At 51.6% G+C, this 26,251-nt stretch carries 21 protein-coding genes; 10 read left to right on the top strand and 11 right to left on the bottom strand.

Annotation, left to right across the window (positions count from 1 at the left end; all coding sequences use genetic code 11):
* Positions 1–27: 27 nt before the first annotated feature.
* On the top strand, positions 28–792 hold the full coding sequence (locus Q3F21_RS08220; RefSeq protein ID WP_340251194.1) for a ParB N-terminal domain-containing protein: 765 nt from the start codon (positions 28–30) through the stop codon (positions 790–792).
* A gap of 93 nt (positions 793–885) precedes the next feature.
* On the opposite strand, the gene Q3F21_RS08225 is transcribed toward Q3F21_RS08220, so the two are convergent.
* The 6 genes from Q3F21_RS08225 to Q3F21_RS08250 all read right to left on the bottom strand — a co-directional run bounded on the left by Q3F21_RS08225 (position 886) and on the right by Q3F21_RS08250 (position 7,504).
* Entirely contained in the window at positions 886–2,187 is a 1,302-nt protein-coding gene (locus Q3F21_RS08225) for a (Fe-S)-binding protein (protein WP_340251196.1), read from the bottom strand.
* Positions 2,184–3,587, bottom strand: a complete 1,404-nt coding sequence (locus Q3F21_RS08230; RefSeq protein ID WP_340251198.1) for an FAD-binding oxidoreductase — start codon at positions 3,585–3,587, stop codon at positions 2,184–2,186. Before Q3F21_RS08230 ends, Q3F21_RS08225 begins: the two co-directional genes overlap by 4 nt.
* Before the next feature lie 26 nt (positions 3,588–3,613).
* Complete coding sequence (locus Q3F21_RS08235; RefSeq protein WP_340251200.1) at positions 3,614–4,303, bottom strand: FadR/GntR family transcriptional regulator; 690 nt, start codon at positions 4,301–4,303, stop codon at positions 3,614–3,616.
* A gap of 306 nt (positions 4,304–4,609) precedes the next feature.
* Positions 4,610–5,866, bottom strand: coding sequence for an MFS transporter (locus tag Q3F21_RS08240; RefSeq protein ID WP_340251202.1), 1,257 nt, complete (start codon positions 5,864–5,866; stop codon positions 4,610–4,612).
* Positions 5,867–5,891: 25 nt separating this feature from the next.
* Complete coding sequence (locus Q3F21_RS08245; RefSeq protein ID WP_340251204.1) at positions 5,892–6,761, bottom strand: DUF6282 family protein; 870 nt, start codon at positions 6,759–6,761, stop codon at positions 5,892–5,894.
* A gap of 20 nt (positions 6,762–6,781) precedes the next feature.
* The gene (locus Q3F21_RS08250) at positions 6,782–7,504 is read right to left on the bottom strand and encodes an MBL fold metallo-hydrolase (protein WP_340251206.1); all 723 of its coding nucleotides are present in this window, start codon (positions 7,502–7,504) and stop codon (positions 6,782–6,784) included.
* A gap of 430 nt (positions 7,505–7,934) precedes the next feature.
* Here Q3F21_RS08250 and lhgO point away from each other — a divergent pair, with 430 nt between their 5' ends.
* The gene (lhgO, locus tag Q3F21_RS08255) at positions 7,935–9,131 is read left to right on the top strand and encodes an L-2-hydroxyglutarate oxidase (RefSeq protein ID WP_340251208.1); all 1,197 of its coding nucleotides are present in this window, start codon (positions 7,935–7,937) and stop codon (positions 9,129–9,131) included.
* 136 nt (positions 9,132–9,267) lie between these two features.
* Here lhgO and Q3F21_RS08260 read toward each other — a convergent pair whose 3' ends face one another.
* From Q3F21_RS08260 to cidR, 3 genes are all read right to left on the bottom strand, one after another.
* The gene (locus tag Q3F21_RS08260; protein WP_340251211.1) at positions 9,268–11,733 is read right to left on the bottom strand and encodes an EAL domain-containing protein; all 2,466 of its coding nucleotides are present in this window, start codon (positions 11,731–11,733) and stop codon (positions 9,268–9,270) included.
* A 74-nt stretch (positions 11,734–11,807) separates the two neighbouring features.
* Entirely contained in the window at positions 11,808–13,010 is a 1,203-nt protein-coding gene (locus Q3F21_RS08265; protein ID WP_340251213.1) for a protoglobin domain-containing protein, read from the bottom strand.
* Positions 13,011–13,345: 335 nt separating this feature from the next.
* The gene (cidR, locus tag Q3F21_RS08270) at positions 13,346–14,260 is read right to left on the bottom strand and encodes a cidABC operon transcriptional activator CidR (RefSeq protein WP_340251215.1); all 915 of its coding nucleotides are present in this window, start codon (positions 14,258–14,260) and stop codon (positions 13,346–13,348) included.
* 110 nt (positions 14,261–14,370) lie between these two features.
* On the opposite strand from cidR, the gene Q3F21_RS08275 reads away from it, so the two are divergent.
* From Q3F21_RS08275 to Q3F21_RS08290, 4 genes are all read left to right on the top strand, one after another.
* Positions 14,371–14,745, top strand: a complete 375-nt coding sequence (locus tag Q3F21_RS08275; RefSeq protein ID WP_340251217.1) for a CidA/LrgA family holin-like protein — start codon at positions 14,371–14,373, stop codon at positions 14,743–14,745.
* A complete protein-coding gene (locus Q3F21_RS08280; protein ID WP_340251219.1) occupies positions 14,742–15,428 on the top strand; it encodes a CidB/LrgB family autolysis modulator in 687 nt (228 codons plus the stop codon). Before Q3F21_RS08275 ends, Q3F21_RS08280 begins: the two co-directional genes overlap by 4 nt.
* A 235-nt stretch (positions 15,429–15,663) precedes the next feature.
* Positions 15,664–16,044 (top strand): BlaI/MecI/CopY family transcriptional regulator, encoded by a 381-nt coding sequence (locus tag Q3F21_RS08285; protein WP_340251220.1) that lies wholly within the window; start codon positions 15,664–15,666, stop codon positions 16,042–16,044.
* On the top strand, positions 16,041–17,507 hold the full coding sequence (locus tag Q3F21_RS08290; RefSeq protein WP_340251222.1) for a M56 family metallopeptidase: 1,467 nt from the start codon (positions 16,041–16,043) through the stop codon (positions 17,505–17,507). The genes Q3F21_RS08285 and Q3F21_RS08290 overlap by 4 nt, the downstream gene beginning before the upstream one ends.
* Positions 17,508–17,723: 216 nt before the next feature.
* Here the strand turns inward: Q3F21_RS08290 and Q3F21_RS08295 are convergent, their stop codons facing one another.
* Positions 17,724–18,065 carry a zinc ribbon domain-containing protein YjdM gene (locus tag Q3F21_RS08295; protein WP_340251224.1) on the bottom strand — a complete coding sequence of 114 codons (342 nt, stop codon included), beginning with the start codon at positions 18,063–18,065 and terminating at the stop codon, positions 17,724–17,726.
* A 173-nt stretch (positions 18,066–18,238) separates the two neighbouring features.
* Between Q3F21_RS08295 and Q3F21_RS08300 the strand changes: the two genes are divergently transcribed.
* Together Q3F21_RS08300 and glpT are read left to right on the top strand one after the other, a co-directional pair.
* Positions 18,239–21,385 (top strand): hybrid sensor histidine kinase/response regulator, encoded by a 3,147-nt coding sequence (locus tag Q3F21_RS08300; protein WP_340251227.1) that lies wholly within the window; start codon positions 18,239–18,241, stop codon positions 21,383–21,385.
* 262 nt (positions 21,386–21,647) lie between these two features.
* The gene (gene glpT, locus Q3F21_RS08305) at positions 21,648–23,012 is read left to right on the top strand and encodes a glycerol-3-phosphate transporter (protein WP_340251229.1); all 1,365 of its coding nucleotides are present in this window, start codon (positions 21,648–21,650) and stop codon (positions 23,010–23,012) included.
* Between the two features lie 201 nt (positions 23,013–23,213).
* On the opposite strand, the gene Q3F21_RS08310 is transcribed toward glpT, so the two are convergent.
* Complete coding sequence (locus Q3F21_RS08310) at positions 23,214–24,266, bottom strand: NAD(P)/FAD-dependent oxidoreductase (RefSeq protein ID WP_340251231.1); 1,053 nt, start codon at positions 24,264–24,266, stop codon at positions 23,214–23,216.
* 193 nt (positions 24,267–24,459) lie between these two features.
* Here Q3F21_RS08310 and Q3F21_RS08315 point away from each other — a divergent pair, with 193 nt between their 5' ends.
* On the top strand, positions 24,460–25,251 hold the full coding sequence (locus tag Q3F21_RS08315) for an ABC transporter ATP-binding protein (RefSeq protein WP_340251234.1): 792 nt from the start codon (positions 24,460–24,462) through the stop codon (positions 25,249–25,251).
* A gap of 4 nt (positions 25,252–25,255) precedes the next feature.
* The gene (locus tag Q3F21_RS08320; protein ID WP_340251236.1) at positions 25,256–26,179 is read left to right on the top strand and encodes an iron-hydroxamate ABC transporter substrate-binding protein; all 924 of its coding nucleotides are present in this window, start codon (positions 25,256–25,258) and stop codon (positions 26,177–26,179) included.
* The last annotated feature ends 72 nt before the right edge of the window (positions 26,180–26,251 follow it).

Below are 26,251 nucleotides of genomic sequence, written 5' to 3' on the forward strand. Positions count from 1 at the left end.
GTGGCAAGGGGTAAAAAGGAGGCTCTCATGTCAGAAGTATTGCTGTCACTGCGATTGATCGAGCTGGACAAAATGTCGCTTCACGAAGAGCATGAACCGTCAAGGCTTGAACGGGTCAGCCAGTCGATGAAAGAAGACGGGTTCCTGCGCCATCCGGTATTGGCGACGGAAATGAGAGACGGCCGCTATCTGGTGCTGGATGGTGCCCACCGCATCGGCGCTCTCAGGCTGCTGGGGTACTGCAAGGTGCCTGTACAGGTCGCGAGGCGGGAGGATTTTTCTGTCGAAGCGTGGCATCATATCGTGCCTGCGAACGGGGGAGTCCGTCAGCTTTTTCAGGACGCTTCCCTTGACTGGGCAACGGGCGGCGAAGCTGCAAGACAGCGGCAAGGATGGTTGGAGATCGTCGATGAGCGCGGAAATGTGAGCGCCCCGGGTTTCGGAGGTCAACAGGACCTTCTGCAGGTGTGTCACAAGGTGGTCTCCACGTACAGCGCGTCTGGAGCGGTCAAGCGGGTCCCTGCCGGAACCTGCCGTTTGCCGGACAGCGGGATGCTGCTGATCAGATTCAAGCCGCTTTCGTTCGGGGAGCTGGAGCGGGTGATTGAGGAAGGACGCGTGCTTCCGGCCGGAGTCACCCGCTTCCAGATCAACGGCCGCTTGCTGAACCTGAAAATCCCTCTTCGCTTGCTGCACAGAGAGTCCGACGCTGCGGAATGGGAGAAGCTGCGTAATATGTGGCGGCGTTCGCTTCGTTTATATACAGAACAAGTTTATTTATGTGAAATATAAAAACTAGGGGCTTCAGCCGCGGCTTACCAAAGAGAAGCGGATCATCAGGCGTTTGACGCTTTTTGATGATCCGCTTTTTTCTGTCTGTACCAATCAGTTGATCCCGCATCTTTCGGCCAGGTATTCCACCAGGTGGACGGCCCGCATCCGGCCATTCAGGTTTTCGCGCTCGATGCCGAGCTTCATTTGCAAAAGGCAGCCCGGGTTTGTCGTGACAATCGTGGTTGTCTGCGTATCTTTGACGTGCTTCATTTTGTGGTCGAGGATTTCCATCGAGGCATCGTACTGCACGATGTTGTAAATCCCCGCCGAACCGCAGCACATATTGGCCTCATTCATCTCGACCAGCTCCACGTTGGGCAGGCTTTTGATCAGCTTCAGCGGGTCTGCGGTTACTTTTTGGACGTTGGTCATATGACAAGAACGCTGGTACGTAACCCTCTCTGCAGGTCTTTCTTGTCCCACGATCCCGCCGCACAGGGCAAGTACCTGGGAAATGTCTTTCGTTTTCCCGGCAAACTGGCGGGCACGCTCAGCCCATTCTGGTTCGCCCGCCAACAGATGATCGTATTCCACCATCATCGCGCCACAGCCTCCCGCGTTGTTTACGATGAAGTCCACTTCCGCCTGTTCAAACGCGACAATATTTTGCTTCGCCAGCTGTTTGCTCTCTTCCATTTCTCCTGTGTGCGCATGCAGCGCGCCGCAGCAGGTCTGCTTCTCGACGACGATCACATCGCAGCCGACTTCCGCCAGCAGTTGGACGGACAGCTGATTGATCCTTCTGAACATCGCGTCCATGACGCAGCCGACAAAGAACGCAACCGTGTATTTCTTTTCACCCTTCGCGCTCGTAAACCTCGGCAGGCTGGAGCGTTCTTTCGGCGATACCGCCGCCGGCATGATCTTTTCAAATTCTCCCAGATGGGCGGGCAGCTTCTCCATCAGCCCGCTTTTTCTCGCCAGCTTCCGAACACCGGTTTTTTCATACAGCCACATGGCGTTGCCGATCAGATTCATCGCCCTGCGGCTGGGGAAAACCTTTTTGAACAGCGTGTTTCTGAGCGCTTTGACGGGCACGGAAAACTTCTTGCGCCGCGTCACGGCCGCGCGGGCCGATTCGAGGATCGCGCCGTATTCCACGCCTGTCGGACAGACCGTTTCGCAGGCCCGGCAGCCGAGGCACAGATCCAGCGGCTCCTCCAGTACCGACAAATCCTTGATTTTCCCTTCGCCCGCCATCTTGACCAGGTTGATCCGGCCGCGCGGGGAATGCGTTTCCTTGCCCATTGTCAAATAAGTCGGACAGGCGGGCAGACAGTAGCCGCACTGTACGCATTTGTTGGTTTTGTCGTAATTCAGCTCTTCACGCAGTGCCGCAAGATTTTCGCTCATTCGCTCAACACCAACTTTTGTCCGGGCTCCGGAAAAATCTTGCCGGGGTTCATAATGTTACGGGGGTCCCACGCTTGCTTGATCCGCTTCATCATATCCAGACCGGCGGCTCCCAATTCCATTTCCATAAACGGCGCTTTCATCGTGCCGATGCCGTGCTCTCCGGACAGCGTGCCCCCGAGCTGCACGGCTGCTTCGAAAATTTCCGCAACGGCTTTTTCCACACGGGCCATTTCTTCCTTGTCCGTTTTGTCCGCGATGATGTTCGGATGGAGGTTTCCGTCGCCAACATGGCCAAACACGACGAGGTGGATATTGTACTTCTCCTTGATCTCCTGCAGGCGGCGGCACATCTCGGGAATTTTGCTGCGCGGCACCGTGGCATCCTCGGAAATTTTCGTCGGCTTCACCTTGACGATCGCCGGAGAAACGAGCTTTCTCGCCTTCCAGACATCTTCCTTTTCCGCCTTTGTTTGCGGGACGCGCACTTCCCTGGCACCGATTTGCTTGCATACCTGGGAGACCTGCTGGGCTTCGTCGCGGACCGCCATCGGATGGCCGTCCAGCTCGATCAGGATCAACGCCTCCGCATCGATGGGCAAGCCCGACGGCTGGTAGTTTTCGACCGCCACCATGGAGGCCTGGTCCATCAGCTCCATTTTGGATGGCAGGATGCCGGAGGTGAGGATTTGGGAGATCGCTCTCCCCGCGTCAACCAGACTGTCAAAGACGGCCATCACCGTTTCCGAGGCGGGAGGCTTCGGGATCAGCCGCAGAATGGCTTTGGTGATGATGCCAAGCGTGCCTTCCGATCCGACGATCAGCTTGGTCAAGTCATAGCCGGTCACGTTTTTGACCGTCCTTCCTCCTGTTCGGATGATCTCCCCCTCTGGGGTGATGACTTCCAGTCCGATCACGTAATCTTTTGTCACGCCGTATTTCAAGCCTCGCGGTCCGCCGGAATTCTCCGCCAGGTTCCCGCCGATGGTAGACACGTGGGAGCTGCTCGGGTCGGGCGGATACATGAGTCCCTTTGCTTCCGCCGCTTTGTGAATGTCGGCGGTGAGCACTCCCGGAGAGACAATGGCGACCAAATCTTCCTCGTCGATCTCCAGCAGCTCGTTCATCACCGACAAATCGATGACCATCCCTCCCTTGACCGGAAGCGGCCCTCCGCTCAAGCTGGTCGATTGGCCGCGGGGATAGACGGGAATTTTCTCGCGGTTGGCGTATTTCACCAGCTCGGCCAGCTCCTCCACGCTTTTCGTCTGGATGACCGCGTCGGGCAGATATGTTCCAAACGAGGCGTCGAAGGAGTAGCTGAACCGGTCGCTTTCCTCGGTAAGCACCCTGCCTGTTTTGACAATGTCGAGAATCTGTTTGATTTGCCTATCTGTCATCGTCTTTTTCTCCTCTTGTTGTTTGTCTACGAGAACAGGTCCAGCTTTTTCTCCGCATTCTTGAGGTGTATGGTGCATTGAATCTTCGCCAATTCCGGCTCTTCCATCTCGATGGCCGCCAGAATGTTCTGGTGCTCCTGGTAGACCGCTTTTCGTTTCTGTTTCAAGCCCAGGTTGGACTGAAGGGTGATTTTCAGGGCGCGCTCGTAGAGAGAAGACAGATTTTCCATCGCCTGGATCATGACCGGGTTATGCGTCGCCAAAAACATCGACCGGTGGAACTCCATATCCGCTTCCATGCCGATCTTGCTGTCGTCGGCCAGCTCCTCCTCCAGCCACTCCAGCGCCTCTCTCATCCGCTCCAGCTGTTCGGGCGTTCGTCTCAGAGCAGCCAGATAAGCAGCCTCAGGCTCAAGGATTTTCCTCATTTCAAAAAGATGCCTGATCCACTCCGCATCGTCATTTTCAATGTGGATGTTGCTGAATATGTTGGAGCCGTTCCGCTCCTCGACGAAGCTCCCGCCCCCCTGGCGCGAGTTGATCACACCGGCTGCCCGCAGTACGCTGAGCGCTTCCCGGATCGGGATTCGGCTCACGCCAAACTGGGCGGCCAGCTCCATTTCTGTCGGCAATTTCGAGCCCGGGGGATATTTGCCCGCCTCGATCAGCTTTAACAACTCACGCGAAATGATTTGCGACAGTTTTTCTTTGGACATCGTACATCTCCGATTCTCTTTTAATTTTATTTGTAATACAAATTGTAAATTATTTTGATTTCAAAGTCAAATCTGTCCGACTTCTCCCATCTCTTTTCGCGGACAAACAAAGAGAGGGACCAGGGATAGCCTCTGTTCAGTCACAGCATAATTGTAATACAAATATCGTTTTTCATCGTCTTGACCGGGCAACTCTTTTCCGCCAAAGGCCCCTTGTTTCGGGAAAAAGAAAAGTTCATGATGGACTCCTCATCCACAATGAACTTTCTTTTTGCGTTTGATCGCTTGTTTATTGATAGAGCTTTGCTAGTTTAGCTGCTTGCCCATTGTTTCCGGCAGGAACAGCAGAACGAGGACGGCTGCCAGCGCAAACGCGATGGCCAGGAACCCGAAAGCCGCGCCCAACCCCATACCGGTCGCCATAAATCCGACTAGGGTCGGCGCGGTTGCAGCGATACCGCGTCCAAAATTGTAGCAGAACCCTTGTCCGGTCGCGCGGATCTCTGTCGGGAACAGCTCGGCCAGAACGGCCCCAAATCCGCTAAAGTAGCCCGATCCGAAGAAGGCGACAAACGGACCGAGGATCAACAGCCTTGTCGCATCGCTGGACATGCCGTAAAACGGAACAAGCAGCGCTGCCAGTGCGAAGAACAGGATAAATGTCTTTTTCCGTCCGATCTTATCCGCCAAAAAGCCGAAGGAGACGTAACCGAACCAGGCACCTGTCTGCATGATCACAATCCAGGTGGTAGATTTCATGATATCCAGACCAGCCCCGCCTTGTTCCACCGGCGTGCCGAGGTAGGAAGGAATCCAGGTAAACAATCCCCAGTAGCCAAACTGCGCGCAAACGCTCAATGCCGCCCCGAGTATGGTCCAACGGAGAACCTTGCCGGAAAACAGCTCGACCAGCTTTGGCTTGCTTTTCTGCTTCTGGGTGGCATCCTGCTTCATTTTTTCCCAGATCTCAGGCTCTTTTGTGCCTTTGCGGATCCAAATGGCGACCAAAGCCGGAACAATCCCGAAAAAGAACACGCCTCGCCAGCCCCACAGCGGAATGACCAGACCGGCCACAATCGCAGCCAGCGCGTAACCGATTGCCCAGGCGCTCTGCACGAGACCCATCGCTTTTCCGCGATGCTTCGCGTCCCACGTCTCCGTGATCAACGCAGCGCCGGCGACCCATTCTCCGCCCATGCCGAGTCCAAGCAGCAAACGGAAGACGGCTAATTGTGTAACCGTTTGCGAGAAGCCACAGAGGAACGTGAACAATGAGTACACAATAATACTGATCATCAATGATTTCGTGCGTCCATAGCGGTCAGCGACCATCCCGAACAAAAGTCCGCCGAAGGCCGAGCTGAGCAAAGTAAGCGTTGCCAAAAAACCGCCTACTGTCTTGTCCATCTGCAATTCTTGCATCACTTGCACCAGAACCATCGAGTAGAGCATCACGTCCATCGCGTCGAGAGCCCACCCGGAACCGGCCGCGATCAAGGCCCGCCACTGGTTTTGCGTAACCTCTTTATACCACGGCTTGTTTGATACCTGTGCTTGCGCCATACTTTTTCAACCCCTTCTGTAGTCTTTACGTAAGCCCGATTAATTCTGCCGGGTTGAAACAAGCCATTTGCTCAACCTCTTTCTCTGTCATGCCCTGCGCAAGCAAGATTTGAATGAACTGGTTGTACCCTTCCGTCGGCACCGGATGATTGGCCTGTCCAAAATCGGTTTGCAGAATGCACTTTTCAATGCCGATCTGGCGGATGCCCTGTACCAGCTCGTCCGGTTCGATCGACTTCCACAGCGGCATCAGCGTCAGCATCGACTTCTCGACGTACGCGCCCATTTTGACCAATTCGATTTGCAAGGAGAGGTCCATCTTGTTGATTTTCAAATCGGGATGGGCCACAAGCACCTTCTCAACCCCGCGAGCAGTCGCGACTTCTACGAGCTTCCGGGTTTCCAGGGGAGACAGATGGCCTGTTGCCAATACGGCTCCGGTGCCCTTGATTAGATCGATGATGTCATAGACGACTGGCAGCAGCTCGCCGTCCTCCGAAAGGATCGTGATCCCTTTCTGAGGCAGGAGGCGAATGGTTGATTTCTGTTCCTTGTAGTCGCTCTTTCCGCCGTAATGATCGAGATGATGCTTGGCTGAGCCTGTAGGCATCCAGATCAGCTTTGCCCCCTGCTGAATCGCCATGTCTACGGCGTACGGGTTGAGGCCGCCGACGTACTCATTGAGCACCAGCGAGCCGTATACTTCGATGCCCTCCACCACTTTGCTGACAAGCTGCGCCCGGGAAACCGTCGATTCTTCATGCGCCTTCAGGACGATGGCCCGCATCCCCGCCTGCTTTGCCTGCTCCGCCAGCTCCAGATCGTTTACCGATCGGGGAAAAATGCTCGGACTGGAGTGGACGTGTATATCGATGGCGCCCTTTAGATTATTCACTTTCATCACCTTCTGTCGTTTCAGATTTTGATCGAGAATGCCTCGTCCGCCCAAGGCACGATAATTTCTACAGCGCTTTCATACAACGCTTTGACGACGATGCCTTGCCTGGTTCTTTCGATCTCCAGCAATCGATCATGGCCGGGGACGACAACGTCTGCCCATTGCGCGATCGAGCGGATACTCGCTCTGCTTTTGGCCTCATCCCATGTCATTACCGCTTCGCCACTGGTCAGCTCGACGATGTTTTTCACCGCGTCCGACACGAGCGCCCACTTTTTCCCCTGGTATTCGGTCAAAATGGAGTACAGGCCCGGGGTGTGCCCCGGTGTCAGCAGCCACGGAAGCCCTTCGACAACACCGGACTCTCCGGACAGAAGCGACAGCCTCCCGGAATCCCGCAAAGCCGGAAACATTTCGCGAGGAACGGCGAGGTCTTTTTCTCCGTTCTCTTCTATATGTTTGACTTCTTCTTCATGCAGGTAAAACGCAGCGTTCGGAAACAGCGGATAGTTGACAGCGTGGTCAAAATGAAAGTGGCTTAACAGAACCGTGCCGACATCTTCGGGACGGACGCCCAGCTCCTTCAGTTTGGCCAGCAGCGAATACCGCTCATTGAAGCCGACCGTGTCATACAAAATCGGCCGTTCTCCCTCCCGGCGGATCAACACACAGCTGCTCCATCCGAGAAAACCGCGGCTTGATCTCCCCGGAAAGCCTTGATACAAGACGGTTATTTCCATGTCGGGTTCCTGCCTTTTTGCGTCGGATTTTGTGTCCTGCACAATTCCTTGCCCTAGTTTTTTGGGGAAAAGGCTTTCGCCTGCTCGCTTGCCCCGTTTGCGTAAACATCTACGAATTGTCGTTCTGATTTTGTAAGAATTTCCGATAACTTGTTATAACAACTTGTACTACAAAAATACGTACTCTTATAATCACATCCTTTTCCTTTAGAACTAGTTTGATATGATTCTTATGGTGATATTAGGTGATATAAAGAATACAACACGATTATAAGTTTGTCTATATTCCAAATAATTTATTTCTTTTGAACTCATTAAGGTTGATTTGTAATACATGTGTATTATAATTGTAATACAACTTGTCATTTATGCTTGCAAATTGCGGAACTGAACTGATATTCAGGAATGCTTAGCGGAGAAAGGTGATATCATGTATGACTATGTCATTGTCGGGGGCGGAATCGTAGGTCTCTCAACCGGTTATGCGCTTGTCGAAAAGTACCCTGAAGCCAAAATTGCCGTCGTCGAAAAGGAACGCACCCTTGCTTTTCACCAAACCGGTCATAATAGCGGCGTAATCCATTCCGGCATTTATTACAAGCCGGGCAGCCTGAAGGCAAAGCTCTCAAAAGAAGGCGGCGACTTGCTGCGCGCCTTTTGCAGCCAGCATGAAATCCCTTACGACATGTGCGGAAAAGTGATTGTGGCAACGGAGCAACATGAGCTGCCCCTGCTTGAAAACCTATATAAGCGCGGTCTTGAAAACAAGCTCGACGTTTCCATTATTGATGCCGAGCAGCTCGCGGAGATCGAGCCCCATGCATTCGGCCTGAAAGCCATCCAGGTAAAGGAAGCCGGAATCGTCAACTACAAGCGCGTCGCAGAAGCTCTTGCCAAGGTCATCCAGGAGAAGGGCGGCGACATTCTCCTGGGGACGAAAGTCGAAAATATAAAGGAAAACAGCTCGGGAATCGAGATCGAATGCGCCAACAATACGATCCACAGCCGCTATCTGATCAATTGCGCCGGCCTGCATTGCGACCGCATCGCGGCGATTCAGGGATTGAAAACGGACATGAAAATCGTCCCGTTCCGCGGGGAGTACTACGAATTGAAGCCGGAAAAGCATTATTTGGTGAAAAATTTGATCTATCCGGTACCGAACCCGAACTTTCCTTTCCTCGGCGTCCACTTCACCCGGATGATGGATGGCCACGTGCACGCCGGTCCGAACGCGGTGCTGAGCTTTAAACGGGAAGGCTACCGCAAAACCGATTTTAATCTCAAGGATATAACGGAAGTCCTGACCTATCCCGCCTTCTGGAAAATCGCCTACAGCAACCTGGGCGAGGGCTGGAAGGAAATGGTCCGCTCGTTCAGCAAAAAGGTGTTCGTCCAGAGCCTGCAGCGGTTGATACCGGAAGTGCGCGCAGAGGATCTCGTGAAATCCGAAAATGGCGTAAGGGCCCAAGCTCTTACAAAGGACGGAAAATTGGTCGACGATTTCCTGATCGTCACCAATGAGCGGTCTACTCATATTTTGAATGCGCCTTCACCTGCGGCGACGGCCTCGATTGCGATTGGCCGGAACATCGGGGAAAGAATTCCGGAGCCATCGCAGATTTAACGGATGTCCCGGACCTGCATCCGGATGATAGAACGTCACAGGAAAAGCGAATCCAGCCGGCACATAGGAAAATCCCGTCTCGCTTCTTGGATGAGACGGGATTTTTGTTTTCGCTAAAAGCCTGATCCACAAGCAGTCATGGCTGCTTGGCTGCTTGTCCCGTGAGGTTATTGGGCAAGCGGTTTGGCACGAAAAAGACTTGTTCCACCTCTTGGGCAGACAACGGGCTGCTGAAATAGTACCCTTGGATTTCGTGGCAGTCGTTTTCCGTGAGGATGTCGAGCTGGTCCTTGGTTTCGATTCCTTCCGCGATCACATCCAGCTTCAGATGCTGGGCCATGGAAATGATCGTCGCTACAATCGCTTTATCGTTTTGATTTTCGGAAATATCGGTGATGAAGGAACGATCGATTTTCAATTTGTGGATCGGGAATTTTTTCAAATAGCTAAGCGAGCTGTAGCCCGTCCCGAAGTCGTCCAGGCTGATTCTGGTCCCGATCTTGTTCAGCTCCTCCAAGATGCCGATCGATACGGCAGGGTCCATCATCATGCTCTCCGTTATTTCCAGCTCCAGGTACTTTGGCTCCAGCTTTGTCTCCTCGAGAATTTTGACAATGTACTCGACCAAATTCGGCTGATGGAATTGATGAGAAGAAAGATTGACGGACACCGGTATCAACGGTCCGCCTTGATCATGCCATTTCTTCATTTGCCGGCACGCTTCGCTCAGAACCCATGTACCGATTTCGTAAATCAGGCCGGTCTCCTCCGCGATGGGAATAAACACGCCGGGAGCCAGCATTCCCCTGGTCGGATGATTCCACCTGACCAGCGCCTCCACACCGATCATTCGGTTGCTTTGGGCATGGAATTGCGGCTGGTAATACACGACCAGCTCGTTGCGTTCAATCGCCTTTCTGAGATCGCTCTCCAGACCGATATTTTCCAACAATTGAATATCGAGTTCCGGAGAGTAAAATTGATGTCCGTTCTTGCCCTGCTTTTTCACCTTGTACATCGCGGTATCCGCTTTTTTGAGCAGCTCGACGGCATCCCTGCCATGAACCGGAAACAACGCGGTCCCAATGCTCGCGGAAATGTAGAAGTCATTGTCCTTTAAATGGAACGGCTTCTTCAATGCGGCAATGATCCGATCGGCCAATTTGGCCGCTTCTTCGCCGTCCGGGCCGGTCTGGCAGAGGATGGTGAATTCGTCTCCCCCCATGCGGGCTATCGTTGTCTCGAATCCCTCTGCGCTCTTGACGATTCGGTCGCTCACCCCTTGTAAAAAGATGTCCCCATACGTATGTCCAAGCGAATCGTTGATCATTTTGAAACGGTCAATATCCAGAACCATCACGGCAAATGCGGATGAATCCCGATTGCTTTGCTCGATCGCCTGGTTCAGGCGCTCATTGAGCTTTCTTCGATTGGGCAAGCCCGTCAGCTCGTCGTGATAAGCCAGATGCCTGATTTTCATTTTGGCTGAATTTTCTTCCGTTATATCTTTAATGAAAATATGATTTCCGACTATATTTCCATCTATCTCGACAGGTATGGTCATTACACTTAACTCGACCTGGTGGCCGCTCGGGTGAACAAGGGAAGTCTCAAAATCTTTGGGCAGCAGTCCGGGAGATTGTCCATCCGCTCCGCTTTTCGCAGCCTGATCGTCTGCGAGCATGTCCAGTCCGATTGCGGAAACATGCTGATTGATCCAATCTTCCGCTCGAAGGCCAATGATTTTGGTGACAGCGGGGTTCATATTGATGATGATCCCGGTTTTATCCAGGGAAATAATGCCGTACTCGTTATTTTTGTACAGCGAACGGTACCAGCTTTCATTTTCCTGGATGACCATGTCTTTTTGTGTAAGCCGTTTGTTGATAAATACGCCAACCAATGTAATGCCCAATAGCAGAAAGGTGGCAAAAACGATGATGTAAGCCAGCGTTTCCGTTTCGACTTGCAGCTCGACGCCATCCTGGTGCTCGCTTGCATGGAAATGCGCGGCAACCATCCCGGTATAATGCATCCCCGCGATCGCCGCTCCCATAATGAGCGAGCTGGCCAGCTTGTACAGATACGCATAGCGGGATTGGTCCTTGCGAAAGTAAAACAGCAGCCACAAGGCCGCAAAGGAAGCCGTAGCGGCAATGACGACGGACAGAATGACGAGCCCGGTGTCGTAGGTGATCCCGATCATCATCGCGGCCATCCCGGTGTAGTGCATGCCGGATATGCCGCCTGCCATCAGTACGCCGGCGAAGGCGAGCTCCTTGACCGCCAGCTTGTCCCTTGAGACGGCAAGCAGAGCGATACCCGAGACGAAAATGGCAAACAGGACGGAAAGGATGACAAGCGACAGGTCATAAAGAACCCTGACAGGCAAGGTCAGGGCTAGCATCCCGACAAAATGCATGGACCAGATCCCCAGCCCCATCGACATGGCACCGAATACCAGCCAGAGCAGCCTGTGCTTGCCGCGGCTGTCCGTTACCCGACCGGCCAGGTCAAGCGCGGAATAAGAAGCTGTGACCGCAATCAAATACGATAGCATAACTAAATAAGTGTCGTACGTCCCATGTATCTGATGATCCATAGTTTCACCCGCTTTCTTTGTCAGCTGACCATCAGGCAGAATCGCTCCCGAATGAAAGTAACCTCGCTCTACAATTAGACGCTTGCCGCAGCTTTTTGTAACACTTCCGCCGAAGCGACCACTTTCTCCGTCGCGGTTCCAATCTCTTCCATGCTTTGAACCAATGTCTTCATCCCCTCTTCCACCTTCTCCACATCGCCCAGGCTGCTCGACATCGATTGAACAATGCGGTGGAAGGCTGCCTCCGTCGCTTCCGATTCCAGCTTGCTCTCCTGCACAAAGGTCTGAACCTCTTGTATGGCATGTACCACTTCTTCGGTATACGTACGCGTCTGCACGATATACGACTTAATCTTCTCCACGGAGGACTTGGTTTGCCTTGAGAGCTTCTGGACTTCTTGGGCAACAACGCTGAAGCCTTTCCCATGCTCACCCGCTCGTGCCGCTTCTATCGAGGAATTTAAAGCAAGCAAGTTTGTTTGCACCGCGATTTCCTGAACGAGGTTTATGACATTTCCGATCTCCACTACTGATCGATTCAATCTTTGAACCGTCTCTTCCATATTGTTGGTGTAGGTAAAAATCGAACCGATTCGCGCTTCCAATCCGGACAGCTTCTCCTTTCCTTCCGCGGCAAGCAACTGCGTATCCCTCGAGGTTTCCGCGCCGCGAAGAACCGACTGGTGGACCTCATGGCTGCTGAAAAAAAGCTCTTTGATTGACGAACTGGCCTTTTCGGTGATCTCCGTCATCTCCTCAGAGACCAGCATGATCTTGCCCTTCAGTTCTTCTTTGACCCGCTCGTATTGCTGTTGCCTTTGGCGGACATTTTCCTTTTCGTACGCTTCCAGAACAATTTGCTGCTCAAAATTGAGAATTTTGGCAATCACCTTGCTGACGGCGATACTCTCCTCGCGGTTATCTACATAGCGGTGAACAATGTCCAACAGTGTGCCCTGCAAGTTCTGAAAAGCGCCCATATACCATTTCGGCTCCAAGCCGATCCGGTAATGAACCTCCGCTACCCGCGTTCGTTTCTGTAAAAAGCTAGCATCAATCCTCCCGTCGAACAATTCGATCAAATGGGTCTCAAGCGTTTTGCGCAGTCGTTCGATCGTGCTGTTTTCTATAATGATTGCTTTAAGTTCATCTACGTGGGTAATCGTCTGATAAAAGCTCGACACGATATCATCGAGATGCTGGATAATCAGGGACTGGATTGATTTGGCTACCTGGATTTCTTCCTTGGTCAGCTTGATCATCTCGAGTTGCTTCATGATCGTGGGATCCTCCAGATCGATGATGACCTGTTCGTATTTTGCTTTCTCCAGCCATTCAAAACGACCTGCGGACTTTTTCTTTCCTCCGAAGAGATGTATGAGGCTTGAAAATGGACAAGTTGCCATTATATTTTACCAACTCCTTTTCCTGTTCAAAACGCTTTTCTGAAAAAGACGTTTTTTCCCTGGTGACTGTCTGCGGACTCATCATACAACACCGCTCTGAAATTTTTTTGAAAGTCCCCGTGAAAGCCAAAAACCCCGCCTGCTGCGCAGACGAGGTGCTTTACATACGATAACCCGATCGGCCGTTTGCAAAATGCAAGCGGCGATCAGCCTTTTTCACGCTGTTTGCTGTCCCTCCACTCTTCGAAAAGCTTCTGTGTAAACCGGATCCATTCCCGCGCGGCAAACGACAAATACCGATCCTTGCGCCAAATGATGACCAGATGCCAGGGGATCACCGGCTCTTCTAGGGGCAGAACCCGAATCCGCTCCTCATCGAGCTCGCGGCAGATCGGCTCGGGAAGAAAGGCGATGCCGAAATTCGCGGCCACCATCTCGCTGATAAAGTCCCACTGGGAGCTTTCATAGATGACCTTCGGCTGAAACCCCGCCTGTACACACTCTGCCGTGATCCGGCCGTGAAGCGCAAAATCTTCCCGAAAGAACACAAACTCCTCCTCGGCCAGTTCGGATAGCGATACCGCTTTTCTGCCTGCCAAAGGATGAGAGGGATGGACGAGCAGCATCAGCTTCTCCTTTACCAGCGAAAACGAATGAAACAGCTCGTCATTGGTCGGCGACAGGACAACCCCTATATCCAATACGCCGTTTTCCACATCCGCTTCCACTTTCTTGGCCCCGTCTTCCACAAGCTGAATCGTGATGGCGGGATACTGCTCGCGGAACTTCCCCAGCACATTCGGGAAAAAGCTCGAACCGATCATCGGCGGCAATCCGATGCGGATATGCCCCTTTTTCAAATTCATCAGGTCCCCCAGCTCAGCCGACAGGTTTTGAAAGGAGTGGACAATATCCTGGGCCTGGACGAACAGGATTTCCCCGGCATCCGTCAGTTCCAGCTGTTTGCCCAACCGGTGAAACAGCACGACGCCCAGATCCTCCTCCAGGTTTTTGACCATTTTGCTGATGGTAGGCTGCGTGATGTACAACGACTGCGCCGCCTTCGTAAAGCTCTTGTATTGAGCTACCTTTAAAAAATATTGCAAATGGCGTATATCCATGTATGGTCCCCTTATTTATGCATAGATGAAATGAATACAAGACATTCTATCTATTCATTTTACCTATGCAAACAGATCGTGTAAACTTTTCACAGAAAGGAGGGAGCGATGTGACAACCCTGCTGAAAAGCGCGGGACAAGTGATTCTGCTGTGCGCATTTTCCCTGCTCCTGCACAAGCTGGTCGATTTCTTTCAGCTGAAAATCCCCGCCAGCATTTTGGGTATTTTGATTGTCTTCCTGCTTCTGCAAGCGAAATGGATTCGCCTGGACTGGATCGAAGCGGGCGCACAATGGCTGCTGGCGGAGCTTCTGCTCTTCTTCATTCCCTCCGCTGTGGGCATCATGAAATATAAACACGTTTTGCTCAATGACGGCGTCTACGTCACATTAGTAATTGTCGTCAGCACCGTCATCGTCATGGCCAGCGCAGGATTGGTCGCCAAAAAAATCGCCGAGAAAAAGGAGCGTAGTCCCCTGCCATGATTGCCTTTCTGAGTCTCATCCTCACCATTGGCCTGTACTGGGGAGCGAAGCGGTGTTACCGGCTCAAGCCGAAGGTTTACTTGTCTCCGCTGCTGACGGCCCCGCTGTTGATCGTCGCGTTATTAGTATGGACGGATACACCCTATGACTCTTATCAGGCGGGAGCAAATTGGCTGAGCGACATGCTCGAACCGGCTACGATCGCATTCGCTGTCCCGCTGTACAAATATTTTCATATCCTGAAAAAACACGCGACAGAGATCATTGTCAGCGTGTTGTCCGGTTCGGTTGCAGCCATTGTCTCTTCTCTGTTCATCGCCCGGCTGCTCCATCTCAACATGCAAATTGTCGACAGTCTCATTCCGCGCTCCGTCACCACTCCCATCGCCATGGACGTATCCGCAAGCATTGGCGGAATCCCGGCGATTACAGCTGTATTTGTGATCATGACGGGCTTGCTCGGGTCTGTCATCGGGCCGATGGTCATCCGATGGCTGCGGATTGAGAACGACATTGCCCGCGGCGTGCTTCTGGGCACAGCGGCACATGGAGCCGGGACGTCCAAGGCGTTCGAGTTTAGTCCGGTAACCGGCACGATTTCCAGCTTGTCGATGATTCTGGCGGCGCTCATGACACTTGGTGTGGCTCCATGGCTCGTACCCGTTTTGGCCGGCGTGTTTTGAGCAAGAAAAGGGGCTGTCCGAAAAGGCATTTCCCGATTTTCTTAGCCCCACTTTCGTGTGAATTTTATTGCCAAACATAAACATCCCGTTCCGCAGTATACAGTGATACGGGATGTTTTTTCTTTCTATTTTGACGATTGACACAATCATTTTATCACTTATTGACAACTGCGACAATTCGTCGTACATTCTAATTACGACAAGTTGTCGCATTGAAAATCAGAGGTGCGCACTGATGAAAAAATTAGGAAGGTTATCTGAAACTGAATTGGAAGTCATGGAGGTGATATGGGAATTAGCCGCTCCCGTCACGGTTGCACAGCTTTTGGATATTTTCGCAAGCAAGGACTGGAAAACTTCAACTGTATCGACCATCCTGAAGCGGCTGATAGAAAAAGGGTTTTTAACAAAATCAATGGTCGGCAAGACGAATGTTTACGCTCCTGCATTGACACTGCAAGAGTACAAGAAGTACGAAACAAAGACATTTTTAAACCGCTTGTACAACGGGCAGGTAAAAAATTTTATCGCTGCTCTGGTTGATGAAGAAGAACTCAGCCAAAAGGACATAACGGAGCTAAAAGAGTGGTTTGCACGAAAGGAAGGTGAGAAATGATAGATTTTCTCCCGTCTCTCATCATTGCGTCATTCGTCGGGACGATCGTCTGGATCGTGCAGATCAGTGCAAAGCCAATCACGCAAAAACTGTTTTCGCAGACTTGGCACTATTACACCGGTTTCATTCCTGTGTTTTTTCTGCTTGGTGGTTCAGCGATCATCAACGGGCTTGGTTTGTTTATCCGCTCAATTTTGCCCGATACCGGCACAAGCCCGCTGACGGAAAAGGTGACGGAACCATATATACACGATATGCACGTCCTGCCAATCGAACAAACGGCAAGTCATCACCCGTTTCTCAATCAACTGTTTGTCAGTTTGTCGCGGCTGGAAAACCTTCAAGAAATCGCTTTAACCGCCATCCTGATATGGGCAGTGGGAACAATTGTCTTTCTTGCTGTGAATGTAAAAAACTATCGGGCTTTTAAGCGGTCGATCTTGCAAAACAGCCGCGTATGTGAGACGGTTAACTGCCCCGTCAAGGTAATCGTCAGTGCCCATGCGACAACACCCATGGTCATGGGGCTGTGGAAACCCATTGTTGTTTTGCCGGATACCCCGTTGGGCGAAAAAGAGCTCGCCATGATTATCTCCCACGAGCTCGTTCATTTAAAGCGCGGCGATCTGCTAATGAAACTGATCGTACTCGTTGCAAACGCGGTTCACTGGTTTAATCCGGCGGCCTATTCGCTCAACAAGCAGTTGAATATGCTTTGCGAGCTCTCCTGTGACGAAAAAGTCGTTCAGGACATGGATACGGAAAGCCGCAGGTTATACGGCGAAACCCTGTTAGCAATGCTGCAGTATGGCGTTATGCAGAGAAATGTTGTTTTCACCAACAGTCTTTGCAATTCAAAAAAATATATGAAAAGGAGACTTGTAAACCTCATGAATGCGAAGAAAAGAAATAAGCCAATCATTATACTATCTCTTGTTGCAACAATCTCAATGGTTGGAATTGGCGGACTGGTTGCGTCTGCGACCGAATCGACAGTACCGGACAGGGCAGTGCCGCCCAAGGCAGTGCCACCCAAAATTCCGACTAGTAAAGAGCCTCAAGGCCGCAATGTTTACAGTCAATTGGAGGATGGGAGGGTCTTCTACTACGATAAGGATGGGAATGTAACAGAGGTACCCGAAATGAGAAAAAGTATATCGCCGCCGAAATATACCACTGAGGAGCTTGTAGAGCAGATTAAACTATGGTTGAAAGATGATTTGCCCGTAGCTCCAGAATATATCGATCAACTACCGCAAAAAAATTTGGATGAGATCAATGAGACTTATGGCTTGAAGCTTAAAAGAACAAAAGATTTCACCACCGCGGAGCTTGTAGAGCTTACGAAAAAACGAATTGAGGAAGGCCAAGGCGTACCTCAAGCATATGTCAATGCACTCCCGCAAAAAGAATTGGATGAGATCAATAAGACTTATGGCTGGACACTGCAAAAGTCAAATTAAAGAATTAGAGGTATCTATCGAGAACGGTCGGACGATGATTCCCCTTCAGGGCAATTGCGGACGTATTCGGGTTTAAAGACCAGGGTTCAGAAGCAATTCACAAAAAACGGCAGCTATTGCAAGTGTCAAAGAATATTTGAGACTGGAGAGGCAAGTTCTCACCAGTCCTTTTTTTCGTCGGGCTCATTCTGCTCGTGGGAATGGTCATGCTGGCATTTAGATCTTCTTCACAAATTCCGATTTCAACTGCATCGCTCCAAAACCGTCGATCTTGCAGTCGATATCGTGATCCCCATCGACCAGGCGGATATTTTTTACTCTTGTCCCCATTTTTACGACCGATGAGCTTCCTTTTACTTTGAGGTCTTTGATCACGGTTACCGTATCTCCGTCTTGCAAGACGTTCCCGTACGCATCCTTGACCGTCTTCACATCTTCACCGGCTGCGGCTTCTGCTTGCAGGGTCCATTCATGGCCGCACTCCGGGCAAATCAAGAGACCTCCATCCTCGTAGGTGTACGAAGAGTTGCATTTTGGGCAATTCGGCAATGTCGACATGATTTCTATTCTCCCTTGGTTTTATAGCCCCCATTGTAGCAAAAACGGCATCCGTACGATAGCGAATCCCGTTTCCAGAGGTGCATTTTGCTAAGAATCGATCGCACGAGCTGCATGTCAGCAAAGTACTTTTAAAGAGGGAAAAGCGCGGCTTGAATCGAATCTAAAGCCACATGATGCAAATTTTTAAAAAACCGATCTTCAAATACGTTGTGACCACCATTCTTTTTGTCTCTCTCCTGCTCAGCCTGCGGCTGCTCTGGTCGGAGATGTTTCATACGGCGGAGCATCCCCATGCGGCTCGGGGAGTGCTTGACATGCGGGGATGGCCTTTCGAGACAGCGCCAACCATTGCGCTGAAAGGCGAATGGGAGTTTTACCCAGGGGCGTTCGTCTCGCATGAAGACATTGCGCGGCTGTCCGCCGACAGCTCGCGTTATGTTCAAGTTCCGGGAGACTGGCGAAGCGCTTTTCCCGAAGGAGCGGAATCTTCGTTTGGCTACGGGACGTACCGGTTGCGAATCCTGATCGATAAGCCTTTGGAGCAGCCTTACGCCTTCTGGTTTCGGGATCTCGAGGCCTCTTCCATTGTGGAAATCAACGGCAAGGTGGAAGCCGCAATCGGCCAGCCTGCGAAACGAGCGGAGGAGTATTGGCCGAGGAATGTTTCTTATACAGCTACCTATACGTCAGAAGGAACAAAAGAGATCGAGCTCCTTGTCCGCATAGCCAATTTCGACAACCCGGTTGAAGGAGGTATTGTCCGATCCATCCGCTTTGGCTCGCAGGCGGCACTGGATACCGAACGCTGGTATTCCATTGGCTTTCAGCTCGTTACCTTCATCGTCTTGATTTTGCACAGCATGTACGCCTGCATTCTGTACTTGTTCAATCCACGGCGGCAAAAGGCGTTCCTTGTCTTCTTCCTGCTGCTCGTAGCCACTTCCATTTCGGTTGTGTCCGATCACGACTATTTGCTGGGGCTGTGGATCCCGATGGACTACGCTTGGGCGCTGAAGATCAAACTGCTCTCCTATATGTGGATGGCCTTTTTTATCTTGCTGATGGCCAGAATCTTTTCCGGACAAGCGGAGTATGCCAGATTGTTCCTTGCGTATACCGCTATTCTGGTTCTGTATTCAGGGGTTGTGCTGGCCGCCTCTCCGCCGCTCATTTACTATACGGTCGAAGCAAAAGCATTCACCGCGCTTTATGTGTTTCCTTTGGTCTGGTTTGTCTGTATCATCGCGAGAATGATCATAAAAAACCAGCAAGACGCTATTTTCCTGCAGCTTACCGCCACCAGCATCATATCCAGCGCTGTATGGGGAATGCTTAATTACCACCTGGAAATTACAAGCGTCTACTACCCGATCGACGTGTTTGCGGCCATTGTAGGGTTTTCCGCTTACTGGTTTAAAAAGTACTTCCGCAACTCCGAGGAAAACATCAAGCTGAACGAACAGCTGACAAAGGCGGACAAAATGAAGGACCAGTTTCTCGCCAACACATCGCATGAGCTGAGAACGCCTCTGCACGGGATCATGAATATCGCCCGGAACATCGCGACCAAACAGAAGCACGCGATGGACGCCGAAAGCCTGGAGGACTTGGAGCTGCTGATCACGGTCAGCCGCCGGATGTCGCATTTGCTGGACGATTTGCTCGACATCGTGCGGATCAAGGAAAATCGCATTTTGCTGCAAAAGGAGCCGCTCACCATTCAATCTGTCGTCTCCGGCGTTTTCGGCATGCTGAGGTTTATGACGGAAGGCAAGCCCGTCCAGCTAAAAACGGAGATAGACGAATCGATGCCGCCTGTTTTAGCGGATGAAAAGCGACTCGTCCAGATTTTGTTCAATTTGCTGCACAACGCGCTCAAATTCACGGAAGAAGGGACGGTAGCCGTTTCCGCCAAGGCTCGAAACGGGCGAGCCGTCATTTATGTATCCGATACCGGCCCGGGCATGGACGAAGAAACGCAGGGCCGGGTTTTTATGCCGTATGAGCAGGGCGCCTACGAAAAAGGCGATGGCCGGGGAATCGGGCTCGGATTGAGCATTTGCAAGCAGCTGGTGGAGCTCCACGGCGGCGAGTTGACCGTTCGCTCCGGCTTGGGCAAAGGGGCTGTGTTCAGCTTTTCGATCCCGTTGGCCGCCCCGCACAGTTTGCCAGCGAAACAGGGCTTGTCAGCTCCGCAGACAGAGGCTTTCGAGGAAACGGCGGCCTCGCGTTTGACTTCCGACGCCGGGTCCAATGAACGGACCCCCCGTCCGCTGGCTTTGCTGCCTTTCGGGGAAGAAAAGGCAAACATCCTCATCGTCGATGACGACCCCGTCAACCTGAAAGTACTCGCGGGCATCCTTACAGTGGAGTCGTACAATGTCGGAGTGGCAACGTCCGCGCGCGAAGCGCTGCAGATGCTTTATACGAGACAATGGGATTTGCTGATCTCGGATGTCATGATGCCGCATATGTCCGGCTACGAGCTGACGCAAAAGGTACGGGAACGCTTCTCCGCTTCGGAGCTCCCCGTTTTGCTGCTGACAGCTCGCAGCGAACCGGAGGATATCTACACCGGCTTTATGTCCGGGGCCAATGATTACGTCACCAAGCCGGTCGACGCTCTGGAGCTCAAATACCGTATCTGGTCTCTCATCGCCTTGAAGCAGTCCGTCAAGGAACGGCTTCGCATGGAGGCCGCATATCTGCAAGCCCAGATTCACCCCCATTTCCTGTTCAATACGCTGAACTCGCTCATGGCCTTGAGCGACCTGGATATAGAGCGGATGCGGAAGCTCGGGGACGCCTTTACCTCCTATTTGCGGATCAGCTTCGATTTTTTGAGCGCAGGAAAGCTGGTGGAGCTTTCCCATGAATTGGAGCTGGTGCGGGCCTATCTGTATATCGAAAAAGAGCGCTTTGAGGAAAGGCTGTCCATCCAGTGGGAAGTCGACCCTGATCTCGATTTGCTTCTTCCGCCGCTGACGATTCAGCCACTGGTCGAAAACGCAGTCCGGCACGGTGTCCTGAGACGCGCCAGGGGAGGCACGGTTCAGATCCGTATCGCTTGCCAAGACCGGTCTGCGCTGATAGAGGTCAAGGACGACGGCATCGGGATGGAGCAAGATAAGGTCCGGCAGCTCCTGGATCCGGCGGGCAAGTCCAAAGCCGGAATCGGATTGTCCAACACCAATCGGCGGTTGACGCAGCTGTACGGACAAGGACTCTCCGTTCAGAGCAAGGCAGGCGAGGGCACGTCGGTATCGTTTGTCATTCCCGACCGGGGCCGCCGGCTTGAGGGCGGCCCGCAGAGGTAAAGAAAGGCTCTCTCAACCATGGGGGGTTGATGGAGAAAACTCCCATGGTTTTTCCGTTGGGAAGCTGGCCGGAAAACACGAAACACCTCATTGACAACGTTTACAACGAATAATAAAATACACGTAATGACAAGTTAACTATGATGGAGATTCGGAGACTCATACTTTTTGGCACTTTCAGTTATGAAAGGGCTTTTAAAGTATGAGTTTTTTGCTGTGCATGGTTTATCTTTGTTAAATTTATTTTAGAGGAGGAGAAAACATGCTTTCACTGTTTCGGCCTGCGCCACCTATCGAGAGACTGCCTGACGAGAAAATTGATTCCGAGTATAAAAAGCTTAGGCTGAAAGTTTTTCTGGGAATCTTCATCGGTTATGCAGCGTATTATCTGATTCGCAAAAACTTCTCGCTTGCCATGCCGTATTTGATCGATGAAGGATTTTCGAAATCCGAGCTTGGCTTTGCGCTATCGGCCATTTCGATCGCCTACGGGATCAGCAAATTTGTCATGGCCATCATATCGGACCGAAGCAATCCGCGAATGTTCCTGCCTGCCGGTTTGATTCTTTCTGCCATCATCAGTTTACTGATGGGATTTTTCCCTTTCTTCACCTCGTCTGTTACGATCATGTTCATTATGCTGTTCTTGAACGGCTGGTTCCAGGGAATGGGATGGCCTCCATCCGGACGCGTCCTTGTCCACTGGTTTAGCATCAGCGAACGCGGAAATAAAACCGCCATCTGGAACGTAGCCCACAATGTCGGCGGAGGGTTGATGGCGCCGATCGCTGTTGCCGGCGTGGCTCTGTTCGCCGGGCTTTCGGGAGGCTCCTCCTCCGGGTATGAAGGCGTGTTTATCCTGCCTGCTCTCGTTGCGGTTGTCATGGCATTTGTTACGTACTACCTGGTTCGCGATACTCCGCAGTCGGTTGGTCTGCCGCCGATCGAAGAATACCGCAATGACTATCCGACCAAAGAGAAGAAAACGTTTGAAACCGAACTGTCTACAAAAGAAATTCTGTTCAAATATGTGTTAAACAACAAATGGGTTTGGGCAATCGCGATTGCCAACATTTTCGTTTACTTCGTACGTTACGGCGTTTTGGACTGGGCGCCGACCTACTTGAGCGAGGAAAAAGGGTTCGACATGAGCAAGTCGAGCGTCGCCTATTTCCTGTACGAATGGGCAGGTATCCCGGGGACGCTCTTGTGCGGCTGGATCTCCGACAAGCTGTTCAAAGGACGCCGGGGACCGGCAGGGTTCGTCTTTATGCTTGGCGTATTGATCGCCGTTCTGGTCTACTGGCTCAACCCGCCTGGACATTCCTTCATCGACATGATCTGCCTGATTGCCATCGGTTTCCTGATTTACGGTCCCGTCATGCTGATCGGTTTGCAAGCGCTTGATTTCGTTCCGAAAAAAGCAGCCGGAACCGCTGCCGGACTGACTGGCCTGTTCGGTTACCTGGGCGGCACCGTAACTGCCAACGCGTTGATGGGTGTGATCGTTGACGCATCCGGCTGGGACGCAGGGTTTATTTTGCTGACCGTTTCGTGCGCGCTGGCGGCTACCGTCTTTGCGTTTACCTGGAATGTACGCGGACAGGAAGTCGTAAAAAATCAGTAATAATCAAGTGTAACCCACTGAAAGTGAAAAGGCTTCATTCCCTTCAGCAAGACGTCTGTTCAAAGCCGGCAAAGTCAAGGGCGCAAGGACCAGCGAGTCCTTGACGAGCTGGCGCAAGAAAGCGACGTCTTCGGGGATGAAGCCTTTTTCTGTTGTCGGCTGATCCGGCTGATGTGCGGCCCGGCCGCTATGCTTTGTTTTTTACGATCCCATCATTTGTTTGACCAGTTCCCGGTTACGCTGTTTAAACACCTCATTGTGGGAGGAGACCATCCCGATTTTGCTGGCATCGGGCTGGATAAACTGCTTTGCTTTGTTCACGGCGTTCGCCGCATCCTGGAAAGCGCCGGCGATCAAGTGCAGCTTCCCGTTATGGTGCAAAATATCTCCGGCGGCGTAAAGCCCGGGCACCGAAGACTCGGAGCTGGCATTGCCGGCAATGAAAAAGTCGTCGACCAACTCGATATTCAGCGCGCTGTTTTTCAACAAGCCCGCATCACGCTCATAGCCGTGATTGATGATGACTTCGTCGATGGGCAAGCGCGAAACCTCTCCCGTCTCGTGATTGGTCAGTTCGACACTCTCGATTTCTTCGTGATTCGCCGATGCGATCAGCTTCGTGATCGACGTGTGAAAATAGCAGACGGCAGAGCTGTTCATCAGCTGCGTGACCTGCGCTTCGTGGCCTTTCAACGCGTCCTTTCGATACGTTACATATACTTTTTTTGCGATCGGCTCCAATTCGTTTGCCCAGTCGATCGCGGAATTCCCGCCACCGGATATAATCACCGTTTTATCTTTGAAATACTTCAGAGACTTCACGGTGTAGTGCAGGTTTGCTACTTCAAATTTCTCCGCGCCTTCTATCTCCAGCTTTTGCGGCGTCAAAATCCCGCCTCCGACAGCGACGATCACTGTTTTTGAATAGTGCTTTCGGCCAGACGCCGCACGGAGGACAAAAATGCCTTCCTCGTTTCGCGTGATCGACTCCACTTTTTCATTCAACACAACCTCCGGATGAAACGTCAGCCCTTGCCTGACAAGCTGCTCAATCAGCTTTTCTCCGGTAATGGGAGTCAGCCCTCCCACGTCCCAAATCATTTTTTCCGGATACACGTGGATTTTCCCGCCCAAATGCGGCTGATATTCGATCAGCTTTGTTTTCATTTCCCGCAGCCCGCTGTAAAAAGTAGAGTAAAGCCCTGCCGGTCCTCCGCCAATCACCGTCACATCGAATAATTCCTGACGCTCCATGTCCGTATTCACTCCTTGACCAATTAGCATGCAATTGATTATCATTATCAACGAAGTATACACGCATTTCTTGGTTTTTACAATCCAGGAGAACTATTGACAAGAAAAAAGGCGGACTTTATATTATTTTTTGAAAGCGATATTGATAATCATTATCATCATTTCCCATATTCCTGCAAACGGGGTGTGAAACATGGTTCGGCTGTATACGGATAATGTAAGCATTGGCTACGGGGAGCGCTTGATCGTGAAAAACCTCAGCGTTCAGATTCCCGACAAAAAAATCACCACCATCATCGGTTCAAACGGCTGTGGAAAATCTACGCTGCTGAAAGCGATCACGCGCATTATTGCGCATCAGTCCGGTGCAGTCATTTTGGACGGAGAGAGCATCGCCAAAGAAAACACTAAGCTTTTGGCGAAAAAAATGGCCATCCTTCCGCAAACGCCGGAAAGCGCCAGCGGGTTGACCGTCGGCGAACTGGTTTCCTACGGACGCTTTCCCTATCAAAAAGGCTTTGGGCGTCTGAGCAAAAGAGACTATGAAGTCATCGACTGGGCGCTTGAGGTCACCGGAACGAAAGAGTTCAAGCTTCGTCCTGTCGACGCCTTGTCAGGCGGTCAGCGCCAACGGGTGTGGATCGCCATGGCCCTCGCCCAGGAAACGGAGATTATTTTCCTCGATGAGCCGACAACCTATCTGGATATGGCGCACCAGCTGGAGGTTCTGGAGCTTTTGCAGAAGCTGAATGCGGAACAGGAACGCACGATTGTGATGGTTCTGCATGATTTGAATCAGGCCGCCCGTTTTGCCGACTGCATCATCGCCTTGAAGGACGGGGAAGTCGTAAAGGCGGGAGATTGCGAAGAAGTGATGACACCCGAGGTCCTCAAAAAAGTGTTTCGCATCGATGCGGAAATCGGGCGTGATCCCCGGACGAACAAACCAGTTTGTGTCACCTACAACCTGCTAAAAGGAGAATAACGCAATGAAAAAGTTTTTGTTCCCCTTCCTTCTGCTGTTCGTCCTCATCATCAGCGCCTGCAATGGGCAGCCGACTGTGCAAAAAGTAAACGCATCCCCCGCGGAAACCGCTTCGGAAACGATTGCCTACCAATCGGAAAACGGACCTATTCAGGTGCCTGCCCACCCCCAACGGGTGATCGTGCTCTCCAACTTCACCGGACACGTGCTGTCTCTTGGGGTAAACATCGTAGGCACCGATTCATGGGCGAAACAGAACCCTCGTTTTGAGGAAAAACTGAAAGACGCTCAGGAAGTGTCCGATGAGACGCTGGAAAAAATTATTGAGCTGCAGCCCGATCTGATCATTGGCATGTCAAACATTAATAACGTTGACAAGCTGGGCAAAATTGCCCCTACGGTTACATACACGTACGGAAAATTGGATTACCTGACGCAATACCTGGAGATCGGCAAGCTGTTGAATAAGGAGAAAGAGGCGCAAGCGTGGATTGATGACTTCAAAAAACGCGCCCAACAGGCCGGACAGGAGATCAGAGCCAAAATCGGCGAGGACAAAACCGTTTCCGTGCTGGAAAACTTCGACAAGCAGCTTTATGTTTTCGGCGACAACTGGGGCCGCGGCACGGAGATTCTTTATCGGGAAATGAAGCTGAAAATGCCGGAAAAGATCAAGGAAACGGCTCTCAAAAGCGGTTACTACGCCGTGTCTTTGGAAGTGCTTCCTCAGTTCGTCGGCGATTATTTGATTTTCAGCAAGAACAAGGATGTGGATCACTCATTCGAGAACACCGATACCTATAAAAATATTCCGGCAGTGAAAAACAGTCGCGTTTTTGAAGCAGCTTCGAAAGAATTTTATTTTAACGATCCTTTGACGCTAGAGTTCCAGCTGGAGTTCTTTACAAACAGCTTTCTCGGCCGCTGATTGATCAGGCGCCATTCCTGTCAAAGGAGCCCTGATATATTCCGTCAACCAGTTCCCCTTATTCTATAAAAA

The organism is Brevibacillus borstelensis (assembly GCF_037834415.1).
Taxonomy (GTDB): Bacteria; Bacillota; Bacilli; order Brevibacillales; family Brevibacillaceae; genus Brevibacillus; species Brevibacillus borstelensis_A.

Coding starts and splice junctions, on each gene's coding strand:
- Q3F21_RS08220 (WP_340251194.1), top strand. CDS start 28: ATGTCAGAAGTATTGCTGTCACTGCGATTGATCGAGCTGGACAAAATG.
- Q3F21_RS08225 (WP_340251196.1), bottom strand. CDS start 2,187: ATGAGCGAAAATCTTGCGGCACTGCGTGAAGAGCTGAATTACGACAAA.
- Q3F21_RS08230 (WP_340251198.1), bottom strand. CDS start 3,587: ATGACAGATAGGCAAATCAAACAGATTCTCGACATTGTCAAAACAGGC.
- Q3F21_RS08235 (WP_340251200.1), bottom strand. CDS start 4,303: ATGTCCAAAGAAAAACTGTCGCAAATCATTTCGCGTGAGTTGTTAAAG.
- Q3F21_RS08240 (WP_340251202.1), bottom strand. CDS start 5,866: ATGGCGCAAGCACAGGTATCAAACAAGCCGTGGTATAAAGAGGTTACG.
- Q3F21_RS08250 (WP_340251206.1), bottom strand. CDS start 7,504: ATGGAAATAACCGTCTTGTATCAAGGCTTTCCGGGGAGATCAAGCCGC.
- lhgO (WP_340251208.1), top strand. CDS start 7,935: ATGTATGACTATGTCATTGTCGGGGGCGGAATCGTAGGTCTCTCAACC.
- Q3F21_RS08260 (WP_340251211.1), bottom strand. CDS start 11,733: ATGGATCATCAGATACATGGGACGTACGACACTTATTTAGTTATGCTA.
- Q3F21_RS08265 (WP_340251213.1), bottom strand. CDS start 13,010: ATGAAGCAACTCGAGATGATCAAGCTGACCAAGGAAGAAATCCAGGTA.
- cidR (WP_340251215.1), bottom strand. CDS start 14,260: ATGGATATACGCCATTTGCAATATTTTTTAAAGGTAGCTCAATACAAG.
- Q3F21_RS08280 (WP_340251219.1), top strand. CDS start 14,742: ATGATTGCCTTTCTGAGTCTCATCCTCACCATTGGCCTGTACTGGGGA.
- Q3F21_RS08285 (WP_340251220.1), top strand. CDS start 15,664: ATGAAAAAATTAGGAAGGTTATCTGAAACTGAATTGGAAGTCATGGAG.
- Q3F21_RS08290 (WP_340251222.1), top strand. CDS start 16,041: ATGATAGATTTTCTCCCGTCTCTCATCATTGCGTCATTCGTCGGGACG.
- Q3F21_RS08295 (WP_340251224.1), bottom strand. CDS start 18,065: ATGTCGACATTGCCGAATTGCCCAAAATGCAACTCTTCGTACACCTAC.
- Q3F21_RS08300 (WP_340251227.1), top strand. CDS start 18,239: ATGATGCAAATTTTTAAAAAACCGATCTTCAAATACGTTGTGACCACC.
- glpT (WP_340251229.1), top strand. CDS start 21,648: ATGCTTTCACTGTTTCGGCCTGCGCCACCTATCGAGAGACTGCCTGAC.
- Q3F21_RS08310 (WP_340251231.1), bottom strand. CDS start 24,266: ATGGAGCGTCAGGAATTATTCGATGTGACGGTGATTGGCGGAGGACCG.
- Q3F21_RS08315 (WP_340251234.1), top strand. CDS start 24,460: ATGGTTCGGCTGTATACGGATAATGTAAGCATTGGCTACGGGGAGCGC.
- Q3F21_RS08320 (WP_340251236.1), top strand. CDS start 25,256: ATGAAAAAGTTTTTGTTCCCCTTCCTTCTGCTGTTCGTCCTCATCATC.